The sequence below is a fragment of the Shewanella sp. 8A genome (genome assembly GCF_023475945.1).
Taxonomy (GTDB): domain Bacteria; phylum Pseudomonadota; class Gammaproteobacteria; order Enterobacterales; family Shewanellaceae; genus Shewanella; species Shewanella xiamenensis.
In genome coordinates, this window is record NZ_JAMDJP010000002.1 from 259532 (window position 1) to 276902 (window position 17371).

A 17371-nucleotide genomic window follows, 5' to 3' on the forward strand; every position below is an offset into this window, starting at 1 on the left:
GACCATAATGCCTTATGGGAGTAGGAAGTTTAGAAAAAGTCATCATCTCCTAATGCGCGTCGTAATTCGGCACGTTCGAGATAATCTTCTAAGCGTTTCTTGATTTCACGCTTATGCTGCATTGCCTCTGCTGCTTTGCTATTTCTAGGGGTGGTCATTGCCTCAATTTCAGTATCGTTGGGCACGACTTCAGTAATATGAGCCATAACGAATTCCTCATGTTGTTCCTAACGCCTTTCTATCTAAAAAGAGTGTGGCAGAAAAGCAAAAAATTTTACTCATAAACGCAAATTTTTTTTCCCATACGACAGTGTGTTACTCCTATGGCATTACTGGATTTTTAGGGGAGTTAAGGCTATTTAAGTTTTTGCTGAATTTTGTGATTTAGCGCATAACACTTTCTTTTTATATTGATGTTAAGCCCTACTTAAATAGTCGGATAAACTTGAATTTGCATAAAAATCGAACAACACTTGGGGAAGACACTCAAATGTAACTTTGCTAGGGAAGCTAATATGGACACGGACCGTTTTCCTGAATCTTTCGGCCCCCCAAAAAGTTTTTTCGTTAGTGTGATTCGTTCAAGTTGGCTGATGTTATTTGCCGCGCTGACTTTTATGGGTATTTCTTGGTTTGTTTTAGAGGAATATTTAAGAGATCGAGGCGAAGAGCGGTTTAATAATAATGTGCAGGATTTGTCCGAAGCCGTTACCCGAAGAATGACGGCCTATGAGCAAGTTTTACGTGGTGGAGTAGGGCTTTTTTTGTCCTCCAACGGCGTCACTCGCAGTGAGTGGCATACCTATGTAACCAATGCTCGTTTATCTGATTATTACCCAGGTATTCAAGGTATTGGTTTTGCTGAGTTAGTTACGCCTACTCTCTTGGATCAATTTACCCAGCAAGTCCGAGAGGAGGGATTTACTGATTTTCGTGTCACTCCCACAGGTAATAGAGAGCTTTACTGTGTTATCAAATATTTAGAACCATTCGACTGGCGAAATCAACGGGCATTTGGTTTTGACATGTGTTCCGAATCAACTCGTCGCACTGCAATTCTAAACGCTATTGCTTCGGGACAAGTTAAGGTGTCTGGCAAAGTTACCTTAGTGCAGGAAACACCCGATAATTCTCAGGCTGGTGTATTGATGTATGTTCCTTTTTATCATGGTCAACCCGTGACAGAAGCGGAGCGTATACAACAGGCTATAGGTGTTATTTTTGCACCTTTTCGAATGGATGATCTAATGCAAGGGATTATGGGAAAACGTTTTTCGGGCCTAAAACTCGCCATTTATGATGGTTCAGAGGCAAATCATGCCAGTTTAATGTTTAGTTCCCACAAAGCGCTTCCCTCTCCGAAGGATGTTTTTTATCAATCAAAACTAGAAAACATGGAAGGGCAAGTTTGGCGAATAGATGTTTCTTCTGAGTCGCGCTTTATTTCAAGTGCTGAGCAAACGCAGAGTATATGGCTGCAAGTGATTGGTTGCGCTTTTATTCTCGCCTTATTTTACGCTGTTATCAGTATGGCTCGTAACCGTTACCAAGAGTCAATGTTAACCGCCGAATTAATTGCCAATGAAAAACGCTTTCGTCTAGTCATCGAGGCTTCTCCGAGTGCACTGTTTATGGTTGATAAAACAGGCGCGATAACCTTAGTCAATACCCATGCCGAAAGGCTTTTTGGTTATACGAGGGAGGAGTTACTTGGACGTTCAATTAATATGTTACTACCTGAATCGCTGAGGGAAATCCATCAAAAACATCTATCTCATTACTTGCTTCATCCCATCGCGAAGAATATGTCGATGCGGGATGATCTGTTTGGTTGCTGCAAAGATGGTACACGTTTGGCGATCGAGGTCGGATTAACTCCTATTCACTTTAGTAATGGGATCTACATTTTAACGACGATCAATAATATTTCTGAACGTAAGCGGATTGAAGCGCAGCGTATCGAGCATACGGCAGAATTGGAGCGTATTAATCAAGAGCTAGATAGATTTGCCTATATTGCTTCCCATGACTTGAAGTCGCCCCTCAGAGGCATTGAGCAACTAACCCATTGGTTAAGTGAAGATCTTGCTGATAACACCAATGAAAATGTCCAAAAATACTTAGGCTTAATTCAGAATCGTATCCAGAGAATGGTGTTATTGCTCGACGGGTTGTTAACGTTTTCACGCATTGGGCGTGTTGATATTGAAATGGTTGACACCGATTGTCGACAACTGGTCGAAGATATGTTCGCTTTGGTCGCTCCGCCTCAGGGATTTGAATTGGTCATCGAAGGTAATTTTCCACGATTTAAAACGGTTAAAACGCTCTTAGAACTAGTCGTTCGGAATTTAATTAGCAATGCCATTAAACACCATGATAGAGGTGGTGGTGTACTTAAGGTGCAATGTGAAACAAAAGGCCACTATTACTGGTTTAGCGTGATTGATGATGGACCTGGAATTTCTGCCCAGTTTCACCACAAAGTATTTGAAATGTTTCAAACTCTTAGACCAAGAGACGAAGTCGAGGGAAGCGGTTTGGGATTGTCGCTTGTCAAAAAGACGGTTGAAAGTCTAGGGGGAGAAATTCTACTTGAATCAGCGGGGCGAGGTTGTTGCTTTAGGTTTAGCTGGCCGATGCACATAGTCAACAAGGAGGCGGTATGAGTAATAGCCATGACTATAAACAAGTGACCATTCTGTTAGTTGATGATGACGATGTGGATTATATGGCGGTGCAGAGGGCGATGAAGCAACTGCGTTTGCTTAATCCTCTTGTGCGAGCGAGGGATGGGCTTGAAGCACTTACAATTCTGACGCATACCAACGCTATTAAGGGGTCATACTTGATCTTGCTCGATCTCAATATGCCCAGAATGAATGGTTTTGAATTTCTTGAACATATTCGTTCTGATCCGACGTTGTCTTCTTCCGTTGTGTTTATGCTGACGACTTCTAGTACCGATGAAGATCGGATGAGAGCCTACCGTCACCATGTGGCTGGTTACATGGTTAAAACAGATATTAAAGATGGTTTCCACAATATTTTTAATATGTTGGAAGGCTACTGGCGCATCGTTGAGCTTCCAAGCGTATAGGATGTGTATATGGATTTACTACTTATCGATGATGATGAAGTTGATAGAACCGCTATTATTCGAGCGCTACGACAGTCCAAGTTAGCTTTTAATGTGGTTGAGGCAAACTGTGCTTTTGATGGATTGAATCTTGCCTTGGAGCGTCATTTTGACGGGATTCTACTCGATTACCTATTGCCCGATGCTAATGGCTTAGAAGTGCTTATCAAGCTCAATTCTATGACTCAAGATCAAACTGTGGTGGTGATGTTGAGCCGTTACGAAGATGAAAAACTCGCTCAGCGTTGTATTGAGTTAGGTGCCCAAGATTTCTTACTTAAAGATGAAGTTAACTCAAGAATCCTGAGTCGTTCAATTCGTTACGCTAAACAGCGCGCCTCAATGGCACTTGCCCTACGAAATAGCCATCAAAAACTGAAAGAACTGGCGGAGCACGATTCACTCACCAAATTGATGAATCGTTATGGATTTGAGCTGTGTTTAAATCGCGCCATTGCAAGAGCAAAACGCAGTAATGATTTTTTAGCCGTGATTTTACTTGATCTTGATGATTTTAAAGCGATTAATGACACGTTAGGTCACCAGACAGGTGATATTTTGTTGGTGAAAGTCGCATCGAGACTCAGTGCCGTATTACGGGATGGTGATGTCATTGCTCGTTTAGGCGGGGATGAATTTGTGGTGTTAGTGACTGACAATGACTACAAATATTTCCCCATGATAGTGGCTAACCGTCTACTTAAAGCTTTTGAAGAAGTGTTTTGCCTTGGAGATAACGATGTGATGATTGGCGCCAGTATTGGCGTGGCATTTTATAATGAAGCCGCCTCCGATAGCTCTGAGTTAATGAAATGCGCCGATATCGCCATGTATCGTGCTAAGAAAATGGGGCGCAATCAGATCCAGTTTTATTCCGAGGCGCTAGATAAAGAAGTCCGCTACCGCAATCATATCGAGTCCAGCTTAAAAATGGCCTTAAGGCAGAATCAGTTTAAGGTTTATTATCAGGTGCAAGTTGACGCGCAAACACATCATATGGTGGGAATGGAGGCGTTAATTCGTTGGCAGCATCCCGAAGATGGTTTGATTTCTCCGGACCAATTTCTGCCCATAGCGGAAGAAATTGGGTTAATGGAAGAAATAGGTGACTGGGTATTGTATGAAGCCTGCCGACAGGCCCAATATTGGCTGAGCCAATTAGCTCCAACAGCGCATCGCTTTACCATTGCCGTGAACTTATCTGCATCTCAAATTGGGCATATCAACTTATATGAGAAAATCGCCCATGTTCTTAACGTGACAGGACTAGCGCCCAGTGCACTTGAGTTGGAAATTACCGAAAACTGTTTGATTGAAGAACCCCATGAACATGCCAAGATCCTCGATAAAATAGCCCAACTTGGAGTGCGATTTGCGTTGGACGATTTTGGTACCGGATTTTCATCCCTTGAACATATAAAGTTGTTCCCCATCAGCGTGTTAAAAATCGATAAAAGTTTTATTGCTTCTTACGATAAGGACGAAAAGGACACTCGTTTACTCACAGCGTTGCTTAACTTTGCCTATGGCTTTAACGTCACCTCTGTTGCCGAGGGAATTGAAACCCTCGAGCAAGCGGAGTTTTGTACAGTAAGGCACTGCAATCTATTACAGGGATACTTCTTTTCTCGTCCTCTAGAGGCAAGCGAATTTGAAGCAAGGTTCATTACACCGTTAGTCACTAAATTGTGAAGATTATCTTACGTTTGACTAAGGCTTAGGTTTTCGTCTGGTGAGGAATATTTTCTTGCTTTACACTGAGCAATAGACAAATATCAGCGCCCCTTTCTGATGCAATGTGCTCAGAGCTTCAATCACTGTGTTTAATTTGGTCATTTAGTAATGAAAATCGGTATTTTATCTCAGTTTCCAGAATTGTATTCCACCCGACGTTTAGTGGCCGCCTGCGAAAGCCGTGGTCATGAGGCTGTGGTGATTAATACCTTGAATTGCTACATGAATATTAATTCCGTTAAACCTAGCATTCATTATCAGGGAGAAGAATTAACAGGGTTTGATGCCATTATTCCGCGTATTCATGCCAGTGTGACCTTTTATGGCTGCGCAGTGGTGCGCCAGTTTGAAATGATGGGTGTATTTGCCGCCAACGATTCAATTTCGATAGCACGCTCGCGGGATAAGTTACGTGCTCTGCAATTACTTTCACGCAAAGGCATTGGTATGCCTATCACTGGATTTGCCAATAAACCCAATGATATTCCTGATCTCATTAATATGGTGGGCGGTGCTCCTTTAGTGATCAAGTTACTCGAAGGTACGCAGGGGATTGGGGTGGTATTAGCGGAAACGAAAACCGCCGCTGAGAGCGTGATTGAAGCCTTTTTAGGGCTCAAAGCCAATATTTTGGTGCAAGAGTATATTCAAGAGTCCAACGGCAGTGATATTCGCTGTTTTGTGGTGGGTGATAAAGTGGTGGCCTCGATGAAGCGTCAGGGGCCAGAGGGCGATTTTCGTTCAAACTTACACTTAGGCGGCTGTGGTGAAAAAGTGAAAATTACGCCAGAAGAGCGCAAGATGGCCGTTGCCGCTGTTAAAGCGATGGGATTAGTCGTTGCAGGCGTGGATATTTTACGTTCGAATCGTGGCCCGTTGATCCTTGAGGTGAACTCAGCTCCTGGTATCGAAGGTATTGAGCAAACTACGGGTATTTCGGTAACTGAGCCTATTGTGGAATATATTGAGAAAATGGTGTTAGCACGTAAGTCGAATCGGGCGGTGATCGCTTAATAAAAAACGCCGCGATTAACGCGGCGTGTTTCTTAGTTCTTTGTTTTATAAATCAAAGCTATAGGAGTAACCTAAAGCGATTTTAGCATCGTCATCAGCCAGATCAGTATCTGATACCATAAAAGAGACTGTGCCCATGCTGGTATCTGCACTAAGTGTTACGTTGTAATCGGCATAGTTATCCTCACCAAACCAAGCTTCAACCACATCGCCCGTGGAGTAGCCATAGTGGAATGACAGGCTAAGTTTCTCGGTTAAAGGGAAAGATGCTGTGGCGGCAAGATAACTCATATCTTTGTTATCGAGTGGTTCCGCCGCTACGTCATCACCCGCATTGATCACGTGGGAATAACTGAGTTCGACCCACTTCCAGGTAATAGCCCCGTGGAGCTCACCAAAATCGATGCTGCCTTCGGCATCGGGGTAGGCATAATAGAGATAGCCAAAATCATAGCTGAGATCGTCGGTGATGTTGCCACCGTAACCAGCATAGAGGTCTAACTCGTAGCTAGTGTCATTGCCAAAATCGACATTTGATGCCCACGTACCCGCATAAAATCCTGAGTCATGACTGTAGTCAAGACCGCCTTGGATCGCGACCGCATCATTGGTTTGAGTCACTCCGCGCCATAGATAGTTTGATGTGCCGCCAATATTGCCGGATACCGCCGCAAAGACGTTAGTGGTTAGTAATAATCCCGTCGATAATGCCAAAACGCTGTACAGTGATTTTCTCATACTCATCCCCTCGATTGACTTATTTATCGATTCACTCATGCCACTTAAATACGGCGACATTGGTGCATCATGGTTTTTTCTGATAAGGGAGTTGCTAATCACATGCCATTATTTGAACATCTTTAAAAACAATTGGTTACATAATTTATGTTAATTAAATGTTTTAAAATGCTCAAAAATAGAGCGGTGGACGCACTGTGTTTGTGCAAAAAATCATCTTTCATGCTTTCGTGAGGGCAAAAAAACGCCTCACAGAGGAGGCGTTTTATAAAATCAATGTCGAGCGAATTAGTTCACACTATCACGCAAGGTTTTACCCGCTTTAAACTTAGGCACAATGGCTTCAGCGATCTGGATTTCTTTGCCCGTTTGTGGGTTACGACCAGTACGAGCTGCACGAGTCGCTGTTTCAAAGGAGCCAAATCCGACGATAGAGATTTTGTCACCGTTTTTCATTGATTCAGTAATCGCCGCTTCGAAAGATTTCAATGCTCGTGCTGCTTCAGCTTTAGTGATATCGGCATTTTCTGCAATTTTGGCGATAAGTTCAGTTTTGTTCATTTTTATTGTCTCTTCTTTCCGTAGATTTATGTAAGTCAGCGAGCCTAACATGCCACAAGGTTAAAGCGTTGGAAAGCCCTTTGCTGCGGGCTTGTGTCATCGAAGTAACAAAATTGGAGGGTATTTGCGCCATTCGTGACTTAGGTTTTATTCTTCGAGCAACTGATATAAGAGTTGCTTAACCAATTTGGGTTCGAAGGGCTTGTCGCACAGGGCATTCACCCCAGCCTGAGATACATTACTTAAATGTGTATCGTTAGCCTCAGACGAGACCATTAAAATAGGCACGTGGGATTGTTGACTTTCATTGCGGATAAATTGCGTTAATGCCAGTCCATCAACGCTGGGCATATTGTAATCAGTGATAATTAAATCAAACATATTATGACGCATTAATTCAATGGCTTGCGCACCATCTTCTGCTTCGGTAATCAGTTTTATCCCCAAATTACCAATAGTTCGCTTGATCACATTACGTGCCATGCGACTGTCATCAACCACAAGCACGCGTACATCGTGCACATCGAAGTGGCTTAAGTCGAGTTCATCGTGGCTGAGCAAATCGATGGTCGCATTTAGCGCCTTGCCTAAGTGTTCGGCATTAAAAGGTTTTGGCAGAATCGCGACTACGCCAGACTGGCGGAAAATCTCCAATTGTTCACGGCGACATTCACTTGAGATCAGCATAAATTGAATATCTTTATATTCATTTTTGCTGCGCAGGTAGTTCAAAAACTCGGTCGCTGTTCCATCTTCAAAATGCATTGCACTGGCAATGAGATCGGGTTTGTGTCGAGCAATGAGTCCTTTAGCCTCTTCAATATTGGCAGCATTTTCGATGCTAATAATGCCTTCTTGCTGTAAGCGCTTGATGATAATGCGGCGCTGGGTTTCCGATGGCTCAATAATAAGCATCGATAATTCGTTAGGCGATAAATGAGTCATAGTCACAAGCTATTGGGCTTTTTTAGAAAGGCGTTAACTTAGGCGAGAAATAACTGCTTCGCAACACATTAAATCAAGCTTTCAATTTTGCAGTTAAATAATCACGGGTTACCCGTGAAAATGCGATCCAATACTGTACTAATAGCAGGGCAATGATAGACAGCACCAGCGGTAACATCGGGATGTTATGACCCTCTACCACCACTTTAACGTCTTGAGGTGTAATCTGATAGGCGATAATGGCAGTAACCCCAAGTGCTGACAGGCCTAAGGTTTGTAATCCAATATAAATTTTCAGCACTAAGCTAGACCAAGGTGCTTGTGTCAGTATGCCAAACAACACGAGCAATACACCTAAGCTAAAGAGATCGAATGAACCCGTGGCAACCGCACGTAGCAGGGCAACAATGGCAAACAGAGTATAAAGGGTTATCAATAGGATTAGGCGTTTAGGCATAAAGTTAGGGTTACTGGCTAATGTGAAGTGGAGCAAGTGTAGGAAAAGCCCAGAACTGAGTCCAGCATAACCGTATTATCATGTAGAATACGCCTTTGCTTGGGTATTAAACATTAGGTTAAGTGATGACAGAAGTAGAATTTTGGGACTTAGTGACCCGCAGTGAACCAGCGCAATCCCAAGAGTCTTTGGTTGAGGCATTAAAGCTGAAACTGAGTAAACTGAGTGATGAAGAGCTAAAAGTCTTTGATAAGCTGTTTGGTCAACAGATGCGCCGAAGTTATTTATGGTCGGTTTGGGGGGCGGCTTATATCATTACGGGGTGTGATTCTGATTATGCCTTTGCCGAATTTCGCGCTTTCTTGATATCACTTGGACAAGCCAGTTATGAGGCTGTGATTGCCCAGCCTGATTCGTTAGCGAAGTTAACTGCATGGCCAGAAAAGGATGGTTATGCCTATCCCTTTATTGAAGATTACGATCTTATTGCAGGGCAATTATACGAAGACCGAACGGGTAAAGAGTTGCCTTTTATGCCTTCGGGTAAAGCGACTCCCGTAGGCAAAAAATTTAGCACTAAACCCAAAGACTTAAGACTGCAATATCCTGAGCTTAGTGCGCGTTTTCCGTTTTAATTCGCCCTAAGAGCGCAAACATGCGTTACTGGTAACGTCGAAGGTCATGCCGTATTGGGTACACGTTTGGCGCATGAACTGATGCTCCTCCTGTGCTAATTGGCGGGTAAATTCTTGATCGAGCTGCTCAGTCAGGCGTTGCTCTGCAACTTGCTGTGACTGGGCCAGTTTATCGAAGTGCGATTTTACTGCTTGTTGCTGTTCGGCCGTCAGTGTCGCAGCATGGCTGGATAAACTGATCAGTGTGCTGAGTGTGAGCAGAGTGCATAAGGTAAACTTTGTTATCACTGCATGGCGTATGGGGGCCGTTTTTAGCTTCATAGATAAACTCCAAATTAAAATCACCAGAACTCGGTTGGTTTTTAAATCGTCGTTTGGCTTTCATCGTGCATCCATGACCAACAAAACCAAAGGTATTGCTTAGAAATTAAGCTTACCTGGGATATCTTGAACCTTGGCTGAACCATAATCTTACTGCTCGTTACGCATCTCTTGGCATTGAAATCCCTGTTTACGGGAGTCAAAACCACATTTTAGACCGCATTCCCAAGGCACGTTATCGTAAAAAGATGATTGCTCTTTGGCAAAGTCTCGACAGGCCTCATAGCTATTGAAATTATCAGTTTTTTTATACTTACCAGAATCATAACCATGGGTATAAATAAAAGATGACCAAGTTTCTGGGCGCGTGTCTTTCTCCCCTGAGGAGATAAACCAAATCGCGCTGGCAAAACAGGAAAGTAGGATCAATACAAATACAGGTACAACGGGGAATTTCATTTTTAATTAGAGGTCATAAAACAGTGTGCGAAGGATAATACTTTTTTAGGTAATATGCGCGTTAAAAAGTCACAAATTAATAACTTTATCCCTTATTGGGTATTGGATACAAAAAGATACGATATCATCTGAAATTTTCTATCATATTTACTAATTTATACAAAAGCTTACTGATTATGTGCTGTTAAGGGGAGCGTTTTGCATTAAGCTCGAGTTCAGGTTAGATTTTGTACGGTATAACGCAGAAACTATTAGGCCTAGGAGGCAAATATGAAAGTCCAGTTCCTATTACTCGCCGGTGTGTTGAGTTGCAGTAGTGTGTGGGCCGCCGATGAGGCGAAAACTGACCCTGTGACTGAAGACGGAGTGGTGAAGATTGTTTGGCAAAATCCAAAAGATTTTCGTGATATTAAATCTTCGGGCGAAATTCAGTCCCGTTATGAAAAGCGTTTATTCGATACCTTAACCACCAATATCAATAAAGAAGCCGTAAAAGTCTTAAAACCGAACCAAAAGTTGGAGATGACAGTTACTGATGTCGACTTAGCGGGCGATATGCGTCCAACCTTTGGGGCGACAGCTGATGATTTACGGGTGATAAAAGATCTTTACCCACCCCGTATAACCTTTAGTTATCAAGTGCTTGAAAATGACAAAGTGATCATCGCGGGGGATGAAAAACTCTCCGACATGGGCTTTATGTCCGGCATTCAGTCAGTGAATGACAAGCCATTTATGTATGAAACAAAAATGCTCAGCGATTGGTTGAAAAAAACCGTTGCGCCTAAGTTGTAGGCATTAGTCCCATCTAAGCACTCAAGGCTTGAAGAGTCTCTTCTTGTTCTTCTAACAAGCAAAATCCGTTACTTGCGGATTTTGCCTGTTTTTTTGCCTTGGCACTTAAGGTCGATAGGCTGTGTTCATTGCAGTTAAAGGTATGGGCTGGTGTGAGTACGCCGACGCATAGGCTGATCAACTTGTGATAACAAGCTTGTCCTTGCCTGTCATCTGCCAGCATCTCTTGGGCTTGCCAATGTTCGGCACTATAGAAGAGAGGTTTATTGGTTTCAAAATCCGTCAATATCCGTTGGCAACGATCGATAAGTTGATTGCAGGTACTGATCACCACAAAGTCATCGCCGCCCACATGGCCAATAAAGCAGTTGTCCGTCTTGTATTTCACTAATAGGTTGGCGACCTCGCAGATCACCTCATCGCCGCGGCAAAAGCCGTAAATATCGTTATAAGGCTTGAACTGACAGAGATCAAAATAGGCCAAGTAGAAAGGCTTTTGTTGAGTTCTGAGACGTTTTAGTTCTTCTTGGATCGGCACATTACCGGGTAAATCCGTTAAGGGATTGGCATGCCTTGCCATTTTGATCCTGTGCTCTGTGATCCGCTGGAGCAAATCTTTGGTGTGGCCAATGCCGAGCAACTTGCCACGGCGCAGAATAATAAATTGCTGGGCGACGGTATTGGCGCTCTCTGAGGTCAATAACTGACTCACAATGGAGAGCGGTTCGTTAGCTTCAATTTGTAGCACTTGGTGATCCATCACCTCGCTAACCGCATGATTTTCATGAAGCGCCCGACCATAGGGGGTACTGAAAAGTTCGAGCAGAGTGGCTCGGCTAATAATCCCCAGCGGCAGTTGATCTTGCGCCACAACGACAGCTTGTAAGGTGGGTTGGGCGCTAAAGGTGTCGCTTAGGTGCTTCAGCTTGAGTGTCGGCACCACTGTTATTGCACTGGTACAGAGGCTTTCAGCGGATTCGCTATATCTTGGCTGAATTTGGGTGTTGTTAGGGACTAAGGTCGCTTTCATTGCGCGACTTGGTTGTGCCTCAGGACGTCCAAGCAAATAACCTTGGCAATAAACAATTCCTAGCTGTTTAAGTACGGCTAGTTCTTCTTGGGTTTCAATTCCTTCGGCAATCACTTTACAAGTAAGGCTTTGACAGAGTTCGACAATCGAGCGCACAAACTCTTGTTTAACTGGGGTCGAATCAATTTGGTGGATAAAGTGCCGATCGATTTTTACATAGTCGGGGGATAACTCTGACCATAGCCGTAAACCCGAATAGCCTGCACCTAAATCATCAATAGCCGTCATAAATCCTTGGCTACGATAGTGATTCAGGCAAGATTTGAGTAAATCAATGTCATCGGCGGGATATTGCTCCGACAGCTCAATTACCACTTGTGAGGGTGAAATCCCGAGTTGTTGCAACAGTTGCAGCGTCATACCTTTAGGGTGAGCCGGATCGAGCAGGGCTTTTGGGGAAATATTGATAAACAAGCGCCCTTGAAACTGACGTAGCTTAAATTGCTCCAGCGCAATACGGCGGCATAAGGTTTCTAACTCACTCAACTTGCCTTGATGTTCGGCGGTTTTAAAGAGGGGAACGGGTGAATAAAGTGGGCTGTGTTCTGGCCCACGACTTAGCGCCTCAAAGCCGTGGATCTTATGTTCCAATATATTGAAAATGGGCTGAAATAGGGGGCTGATTGCCCCCTTCGCAATTATCTTATCAAGCTCTTGTGCTAGATCTAAACTCGTCATTACTTCTGCCCCCGCCACAATGTTTGCGGAGTCTATGACTTAGAAATGACAAAATGATGACAATTTGTGCGGCTGAAAATCCACTCGTGGAAATGGAATTAACTTTGCTTTTTAAAGGCGTGCAGCGTTTGCAGCAGCGCGGCCAGTTGACGCACTAAGGTTTCGAGTGCGACGGGGTTAAGGCTAGTGTGTTGCTGCAATTTAGTTAAGTCATCGACCAGTTCTTGCACGTATGGCAAAAAGCGATTGCTTGAAACCATAAACCCTTGTTCGGCTGTAAAGATACTCGTGAATTTTCCATGGCCAGCTTTTTTCAATTCATCTAACTTAGCGTCGGCATCGATGGCTTGGCGATAGGCGATTTGAAGATTTTCTTTCAGTTGCTCTATAACCTTAGTGTGTGGCATAACAGCGTCTCATTGCAAAATTTGCAGGAATTATAAGGGGCAAAGGATATGGCAACAAGTCGGTGGCGACTATTACTCGTACTCTTAAGTGTTACGCTGTTTGCAAGTGGGATAACTTGGGCTGCGCCTTCGGATAAGCCGCCATTTTATCGTGTGCAATGGCAGGGGAAATCTGCTTATCTGCTGGGCTCTATTCATATTGGTCGTGCTGATTTTTATCCTATGCCTGCACAAGTTGAGGCGGCGTTCGCCAAATCCAAAGGACTTGTTGTCGAAATCGATATGAATAAGGTTGATAGCCGCGCCTTATTGCAAAAATACGGTATGGCAAATTCAGCGCAAGGGCTTGATTGGCAAAGTAGAGATAAACAAACAGTCACTACAATGAACCAATATTGTGGGGATAAAGCGAGTTTATGTCAGTCAATTCAAGCTTTCGCGCCTTGGCTACAGGCATCTCAACTTAATCTATTACGCTACAATGGCTTAGGTTTTAGCACCGATTATGGTGTCGACATGCAGTTGCTTGGGCGCGGGGATAAGCCGGTTTATGAGTTAGAGACGGCTGAGTCACAGTTTCAATTACTTGCCTCCTTCGATAGTCAAATCCAGTGGGCAATGGTACGTGAAGCTATTGATGCGCCGGATGCTGAGCTGCTCTCACTGGTTGATGCATGGCGCAGTGGTGATGAAGCCGCGCTGGATACGCTAATGCAGGAGCAACTGGGTGGCGAGGGTGATACACAGATGCTGGATAAAATTCTCTGGCAGCGTAATAAAGTCATGGCTGATGGGATAATAAGATTGATGGGTTCAGTAACTGATAGCGAGCCTTTATTTGTAGTGGTGGGAGCGGGCCATGTGGTTGGCGATAAGAGTGTGGTGCAACTCCTTAAGCAGAAGGGCGCGACAGTAACCGCCTGTTGGCGTGAGCAATGTGACTGATCATACTGATATTTAGTGATTTGACTGGGATTGTGCTTGGGACTCTGAGTTTTAACGCACTTGGTGCACTGAGTTAGGAGCAAATCATCGGGTGATTTAATAATACAGGACGCCAAGGCGTCCTGTATTATTTCGCGATATTACTCAGATGCTTGGGACGTTGCAGCGCTTTGCCCTAAAAAATGCACATAACGACCGAGCGAAATATAGGGCTCGCGTTGCGAATATTCGAGCTCCATCGCCAGCAGTTTTTGATAGTCAAAATCCGCAGCTTGCTGTTTTTTCAAATAATCGTGAATGACTCGCACGCCCGACTCGCGCAGCAGGGTCATGTGCCATTCGGCAAACCATTGTTTAACATCATGGATATAAAGCGGGTGCGTTGGCGTGAGGCGCACCTTCTTCTTCACCTTTAGATCGGCAGCTACATAGTCGAAATTACCCGACACGAGCGCATGGAATCGCATCGCTTCTTTATTATAAAACATCAGCGAAAACAGCCCATTGGGCTTAAGCATGGTCAATAAGCCTTCCATGGTGGTCTTGGCATCGACTAGCCATTCAACCACGGCATGGCAGAGGATGAGATCGAACATGCCATGTTCAGCAATCGATAAGGCTTGAATGGGCGAATGTACTAAGCTGATGGCCAATGGCGTGTCGCTGGCATCGATTTGCTCTTTCGCTTGGGCGAGCATTTCGGCGGAAATATCGCACAGTACGACTTCATGTCCGAGGCGTGCTAGCTTTTGGCTGAAGTAACCAAAACCGCCGCCGGCATCTAAAATTCGTAATTTTTTATCGCCAAATTGCGCTAATGCAGGAGCAAGATCGCGCCATAGCACGGCAGCACGGATTTCACCTTTAGGCGTGCCATAAATATTCTTCGCGAATTTTTGCGCGAGTTTATCGAAATTCTTATCTTGCACGGGTTAACTAAGTTAAAGATTGGGGGCGATAGTGTCGCACAGGCGGCATATTTTCGCACTTTTCCTGTAGCTGCGATGATTGTTGCTTTAGGGGGTGAGTGTAACTTTTTGATTTTAAAGGTAGTAAAAAATCCTACTTTACTTAGGGATACCCAGAACTCGATCCTCTAGGGTATAATCATGTCGTTTTCGATAAACCTGACTCTAATATACCCAAGCGACCTGAAGATATGAGTTTCAGAGCGTCTAGGGGGCTTCAATTCAAGGCGCATCAATGAAGGAATGTGAACACCTTGTGAATTGATGCAACACCGAAGTGGAGTGCCCTAGGCGCTCCGTCTCGGCGGGTTTTAACGCTCTTTATGCTGTGTTGGTTATTTTTAACTTAGTCCACTAGGTCCGCAAATAACCGCCTTGCCTAAAGAGCGTTACATTCCCGCTGAATCCTCATCTTCAGGTTGTTTGGGGATAATTGTCCATTCGGAGAGTCAGCATCAGCCCTTTTAAGACACTGTTTTGCCTGTTTTACACTCGTGATTTTTTGATTTTCCAGATGTTATGCATCTGTCCGGGGGTATTGCTGGCTATCCGTGCATAGGGATAGTTAATTAAAAGGTACTCAGACTTGAATAATGCATATTGTGTTGAATTGAACGCGATGCCGTCGCTGTTTTCTCTTTATCGCAAGATTTTCTTTGGCCGTAAACCCGGTTGGGATCAACAGCCGCTGCCTTATATCAAGGTGAGCGCGCCCAATGTGCAGGTGTCCGAGGCAAAAGTCAGCCAATATGCGCAAGTGTGTGGTTTTGATTTCGACGGTAAAATATTACCTCCCACCTACCTTTATGTGATGGCATTTCGCCTGCACGCGGTGATTTTTACCCATGATGGCATTACCTTCCCGTTACTTGGGATGATCCATTTAAAGAACCGTATTCAAGTTTATCGCCCGACAACGGTCGATGACGTGTTTTCCCTGGAATGCGCGCTAACAACCAGTCGTGAAACTGATTCGGGCTTAGAGTTTGAATTTGTTTCTAAGGCCTTTGTGGGCGAAGAATTGGTGTGGGAATCGCTGTCGACTTACCTCTATCGCATAGAGACTGCCGGTCGTCGCGTTCGTCCACCAAAGGCACTTGAAATGGCTTGGGACTCGCCTCAATCATGGGAGTTAAGTGAAGATTTAGGTCGTCGTTATGCCAAAGCGTCGGGTGACTATAACCTGATCCACCTGCATCCCGTGCTGTCGAAACGTTTTGGTTTTGACCGAGTGCTGGCCCATGGTATGTGGTCTAAGGCGCGCTGCTTAGCGGAATTGATGCCTGAGATTGGTGAGCGCCCCTTTGTGGTCGATGTTGCCTTTAAGCTGCCGTTACTGATGCCCGCCGAAGTGGGATTTGGTTACGAAAAGTCGCCAGACAAGTGGGTGTTTGAGCTGCGAGACAGTAAAGGTCGCAGACCGCACCTCAGTGGTGAAGTACAGCTTTAAGCATGATCAAGATAACGGCGCCAAGTGCGCCGTTATTGTTGGTGTTGTTTGAGGGGGATTTGCGTGGGTTAAGGCACGCTGTGTCCGGTTGATGCTTGCCAGATACTAAACCATTGCTGCCGGTCTAATGTGAGCGTCCGTGCGGCCACCGCGGTTTTTATCCTCGCGATATTACCACTGCCAATAATCGGTACGGGTCGACTCGGTAACATCCGCACCCAAGCATAAATCACTTGGCTGATATCTTGGGCGCCAATCTCATCGGCGATGACTGCTAAGGTTTGTTGCAAGCGAATGGCCTGTGGATGGCTATTGTCAAAGATTTTTCCGCCGCCTAAACAGGACCAAGCCATCGGCCGAATGCGCCGCTCCTGACATAAATCGAGACTGCCATCGTGTAAACTCGCCATCATTAGCGGAGAGATCTCCAGCTGATTAGTGACTAAGGGCTCAGTTAATCTCGACTGCAATAATGACAACTGCGCATTGGTGAAGTTAGATACCCCAAAATGTTGCACTTTCCCAGCTTGTTTTAAGTCAGCAAAGGCATCGGCCACTAGATCGGCGTCCATTAAAGGATCGGGCCTGTGGATCAGCAACAGATCTAAATAATCGGTTTTAAACGACTTTAGTGATTGCTCCACGCTGGCAATAATATGCGCTTTGGAGGTGTCGTAATGGTTCACGTAGCGCTCGGGACGGCAATTGAAGGCGGGTTTTATGCCGCATTTGCTCACTAATTGCATCTGCTGTCTTAATACTGGTTTTAGCGCTAATGCTTCGCCGAACAGGGCTTCGCACTGGTATTGGCCGTAAATATCGGCGTGGTCCATAGTGGTCACACCTAGGTCTAAATATTGTTCTATCAGGTTAAGTCGCTCGGCGGGTGACATTTGCCAACTGTGCATTCGCCAAAAGCCGGCAACAAACTCTGAAAAAGTAAAAGGGGATCCGTTCATGTTGTTTCTCTTTTGGGAATCTGTATTTTGTAGGGTGAAGGGCCTTGGTCTATTTATTTGATGCAGATTAAGGAAT

At 44.6% G+C, this 17371-nt stretch carries 19 protein-coding genes; 8 read left to right on the forward strand and 11 right to left on the reverse strand.

Going from position 1 to position 17371, the window contains the following annotated elements:
* Window positions 1-29: 29 nt before the first annotated feature.
* Entirely contained in the window at window positions 30-206 is a 177-nt protein-coding gene (locus tag M0413_RS02670) for a PA3496 family putative envelope integrity protein (protein ID WP_011621344.1), read from the reverse strand.
* Between the two features lie 309 nt (window positions 207-515).
* Here M0413_RS02670 and M0413_RS02675 point away from each other — a divergent pair, with 309 nt between their 5' ends.
* From M0413_RS02675 to rimK, 4 genes are all read left to right on the forward strand, one after another.
* A complete protein-coding gene (locus M0413_RS02675; protein WP_069453685.1) occupies window positions 516-2669 on the forward strand; it encodes a CHASE domain-containing sensor histidine kinase in 2154 nt (717 codons plus the stop codon).
* A complete protein-coding gene (locus tag M0413_RS02680; protein WP_055648652.1) occupies window positions 2666-3100 on the forward strand; it encodes a response regulator in 435 nt (144 codons plus the stop codon). The genes M0413_RS02675 and M0413_RS02680 overlap by 4 nt, the downstream gene beginning before the upstream one ends.
* 9 nt (window positions 3101-3109) lie before the next feature.
* Window positions 3110-4831 carry a putative bifunctional diguanylate cyclase/phosphodiesterase gene (locus tag M0413_RS02685; protein WP_144345921.1) on the forward strand — a complete coding sequence of 574 codons (1722 nt, stop codon included), beginning with the start codon at window positions 3110-3112 and terminating at the stop codon, window positions 4829-4831.
* 150 nt (window positions 4832-4981) lie between these two features.
* Window positions 4982-5887, forward strand: a complete 906-nt coding sequence (gene rimK, locus M0413_RS02690; RefSeq protein WP_037414013.1) for a 30S ribosomal protein S6--L-glutamate ligase — start codon at window positions 4982-4984, stop codon at window positions 5885-5887.
* A 45-nt stretch (window positions 5888-5932) separates the two neighbouring features.
* Here rimK and M0413_RS02695 read toward each other — a convergent pair whose 3' ends face one another.
* The 4 genes from M0413_RS02695 to M0413_RS02710 all read right to left on the reverse strand — a co-directional run bounded on the left by M0413_RS02695 (window position 5933) and on the right by M0413_RS02710 (window position 8588).
* The gene (locus tag M0413_RS02695) at window positions 5933-6625 is read right to left on the reverse strand and encodes a TorF family putative porin (RefSeq protein ID WP_037414015.1); all 693 of its coding nucleotides are present in this window, start codon (window positions 6623-6625) and stop codon (window positions 5933-5935) included.
* Between the two features lie 288 nt (window positions 6626-6913).
* Window positions 6914-7186 carry an HU family DNA-binding protein gene (locus tag M0413_RS02700; RefSeq protein ID WP_249553104.1) on the reverse strand — a complete coding sequence of 91 codons (273 nt, stop codon included), beginning with the start codon at window positions 7184-7186 and terminating at the stop codon, window positions 6914-6916.
* Between the two features lie 147 nt (window positions 7187-7333).
* Complete coding sequence (locus M0413_RS02705) at window positions 7334-8131, reverse strand: response regulator (protein ID WP_069453670.1); 798 nt, start codon at window positions 8129-8131, stop codon at window positions 7334-7336.
* A 73-nt stretch (window positions 8132-8204) separates the two neighbouring features.
* The gene (locus tag M0413_RS02710; protein ID WP_069455348.1) at window positions 8205-8588 is read right to left on the reverse strand and encodes a hypothetical protein; all 384 of its coding nucleotides are present in this window, start codon (window positions 8586-8588) and stop codon (window positions 8205-8207) included.
* Between the two features lie 125 nt (window positions 8589-8713).
* Here M0413_RS02710 and M0413_RS02715 point away from each other — a divergent pair, with 125 nt between their 5' ends.
* The gene (locus tag M0413_RS02715; protein ID WP_069453669.1) at window positions 8714-9223 is read left to right on the forward strand and encodes a DUF4240 domain-containing protein; all 510 of its coding nucleotides are present in this window, start codon (window positions 8714-8716) and stop codon (window positions 9221-9223) included.
* Between the two features lie 6 nt (window positions 9224-9229).
* On the opposite strand, the gene M0413_RS02720 is transcribed toward M0413_RS02715, so the two are convergent.
* Both M0413_RS02720 and M0413_RS02725 read right to left on the reverse strand, forming a co-directional pair.
* Window positions 9230-9544, reverse strand: a complete 315-nt coding sequence (locus M0413_RS02720) for a hypothetical protein (protein WP_037414024.1) — start codon at window positions 9542-9544, stop codon at window positions 9230-9232.
* A 150-nt stretch (window positions 9545-9694) separates the two neighbouring features.
* Entirely contained in the window at window positions 9695-10003 is a 309-nt protein-coding gene (locus M0413_RS02725) for a hypothetical protein (RefSeq protein ID WP_037414101.1), read from the reverse strand.
* A 270-nt stretch (window positions 10004-10273) separates the two neighbouring features.
* On the opposite strand from M0413_RS02725, the gene M0413_RS02730 reads away from it, so the two are divergent.
* A complete protein-coding gene (locus tag M0413_RS02730) occupies window positions 10274-10798 on the forward strand; it encodes a DUF3016 domain-containing protein (RefSeq protein WP_037430174.1) in 525 nt (174 codons plus the stop codon).
* A gap of 13 nt (window positions 10799-10811) precedes the next feature.
* Here M0413_RS02730 and M0413_RS02735 read toward each other — a convergent pair whose 3' ends face one another.
* Entirely contained in the window at window positions 10812-12566 is a 1755-nt protein-coding gene (locus tag M0413_RS02735) for a GGDEF domain-containing protein (RefSeq protein WP_069453668.1), read from the reverse strand.
* A gap of 98 nt (window positions 12567-12664) precedes the next feature.
* Window positions 12665-12973: a prephenate dehydrogenase gene (locus M0413_RS02740; protein ID WP_249553106.1), complete on the reverse strand. Its 309-nt coding sequence runs from the start codon at window positions 12971-12973 to the stop codon at window positions 12665-12667.
* Between the two features lie 48 nt (window positions 12974-13021).
* Between M0413_RS02740 and M0413_RS02745 the strand changes: the two genes are divergently transcribed.
* The gene (locus M0413_RS02745) at window positions 13022-13918 is read left to right on the forward strand and encodes a TraB/GumN family protein (protein WP_241406752.1); all 897 of its coding nucleotides are present in this window, start codon (window positions 13022-13024) and stop codon (window positions 13916-13918) included.
* 140 nt (window positions 13919-14058) lie between these two features.
* On the opposite strand, the gene M0413_RS02750 is transcribed toward M0413_RS02745, so the two are convergent.
* Window positions 14059-14847 (reverse strand): methyltransferase domain-containing protein, encoded by a 789-nt coding sequence (locus M0413_RS02750; protein ID WP_088586184.1) that lies wholly within the window; start codon window positions 14845-14847, stop codon window positions 14059-14061.
* Window positions 14848-15505: 658 nt separating this feature from the next.
* On the opposite strand from M0413_RS02750, the gene M0413_RS02755 reads away from it, so the two are divergent.
* Window positions 15506-16336, forward strand: coding sequence for a MaoC/PaaZ C-terminal domain-containing protein (locus M0413_RS02755; RefSeq protein WP_249553132.1), 831 nt, complete (start codon window positions 15506-15508; stop codon window positions 16334-16336).
* A 68-nt stretch (window positions 16337-16404) separates the two neighbouring features.
* On the opposite strand, the gene M0413_RS02760 is transcribed toward M0413_RS02755, so the two are convergent.
* Entirely contained in the window at window positions 16405-17295 is an 891-nt protein-coding gene (locus M0413_RS02760; protein ID WP_249553107.1) for an aldo/keto reductase, read from the reverse strand.
* Window positions 17296-17371 lie beyond the last annotated feature (76 nt).

Excerpts from the sequence above, each read along its gene's own strand:
- M0413_RS02670 (WP_011621344.1), bottom strand. The coding sequence starts at position 206 with ATGGCTCATATTACTGAAGTCGTGCCCAACGATACTGAAATTGAGGCA.
- M0413_RS02675 (WP_069453685.1), top strand. The coding sequence starts at position 516 with ATGGACACGGACCGTTTTCCTGAATCTTTCGGCCCCCCAAAAAGTTTT.
- M0413_RS02680 (WP_055648652.1), top strand. The coding sequence starts at position 2,666 with ATGAGTAATAGCCATGACTATAAACAAGTGACCATTCTGTTAGTTGAT.
- M0413_RS02685 (WP_144345921.1), top strand. The coding sequence starts at position 3,110 with ATGGATTTACTACTTATCGATGATGATGAAGTTGATAGAACCGCTATT.
- rimK (WP_037414013.1), top strand. The coding sequence starts at position 4,982 with ATGAAAATCGGTATTTTATCTCAGTTTCCAGAATTGTATTCCACCCGA.
- M0413_RS02695 (WP_037414015.1), bottom strand. The coding sequence starts at position 6,625 with ATGAGAAAATCACTGTACAGCGTTTTGGCATTATCGACGGGATTATTA.
- M0413_RS02700 (WP_249553104.1), bottom strand. The coding sequence starts at position 7,186 with ATGAACAAAACTGAACTTATCGCCAAAATTGCAGAAAATGCCGATATC.
- M0413_RS02705 (WP_069453670.1), bottom strand. The coding sequence starts at position 8,131 with ATGACTCATTTATCGCCTAACGAATTATCGATGCTTATTATTGAGCCA.
- M0413_RS02710 (WP_069455348.1), bottom strand. The coding sequence starts at position 8,588 with ATGCCTAAACGCCTAATCCTATTGATAACCCTTTATACTCTGTTTGCC.
- M0413_RS02715 (WP_069453669.1), top strand. The coding sequence starts at position 8,714 with ATGACAGAAGTAGAATTTTGGGACTTAGTGACCCGCAGTGAACCAGCG.
- M0413_RS02720 (WP_037414024.1), bottom strand. The coding sequence starts at position 9,544 with ATGAAGCTAAAAACGGCCCCCATACGCCATGCAGTGATAACAAAGTTT.
- M0413_RS02725 (WP_037414101.1), bottom strand. The coding sequence starts at position 10,003 with ATGAAATTCCCCGTTGTACCTGTATTTGTATTGATCCTACTTTCCTGT.
- M0413_RS02730 (WP_037430174.1), top strand. The coding sequence starts at position 10,274 with ATGAAAGTCCAGTTCCTATTACTCGCCGGTGTGTTGAGTTGCAGTAGT.
- M0413_RS02735 (WP_069453668.1), bottom strand. The coding sequence starts at position 12,566 with ATGACGAGTTTAGATCTAGCACAAGAGCTTGATAAGATAATTGCGAAG.
- M0413_RS02740 (WP_249553106.1), bottom strand. The coding sequence starts at position 12,973 with ATGCCACACACTAAGGTTATAGAGCAACTGAAAGAAAATCTTCAAATC.
- M0413_RS02745 (WP_241406752.1), top strand. The coding sequence starts at position 13,022 with ATGGCAACAAGTCGGTGGCGACTATTACTCGTACTCTTAAGTGTTACG.
- M0413_RS02755 (WP_249553132.1), top strand. The coding sequence starts at position 15,506 with ATGCCGTCGCTGTTTTCTCTTTATCGCAAGATTTTCTTTGGCCGTAAA.
- M0413_RS02760 (WP_249553107.1), bottom strand. The coding sequence starts at position 17,295 with ATGAACGGATCCCCTTTTACTTTTTCAGAGTTTGTTGCCGGCTTTTGG.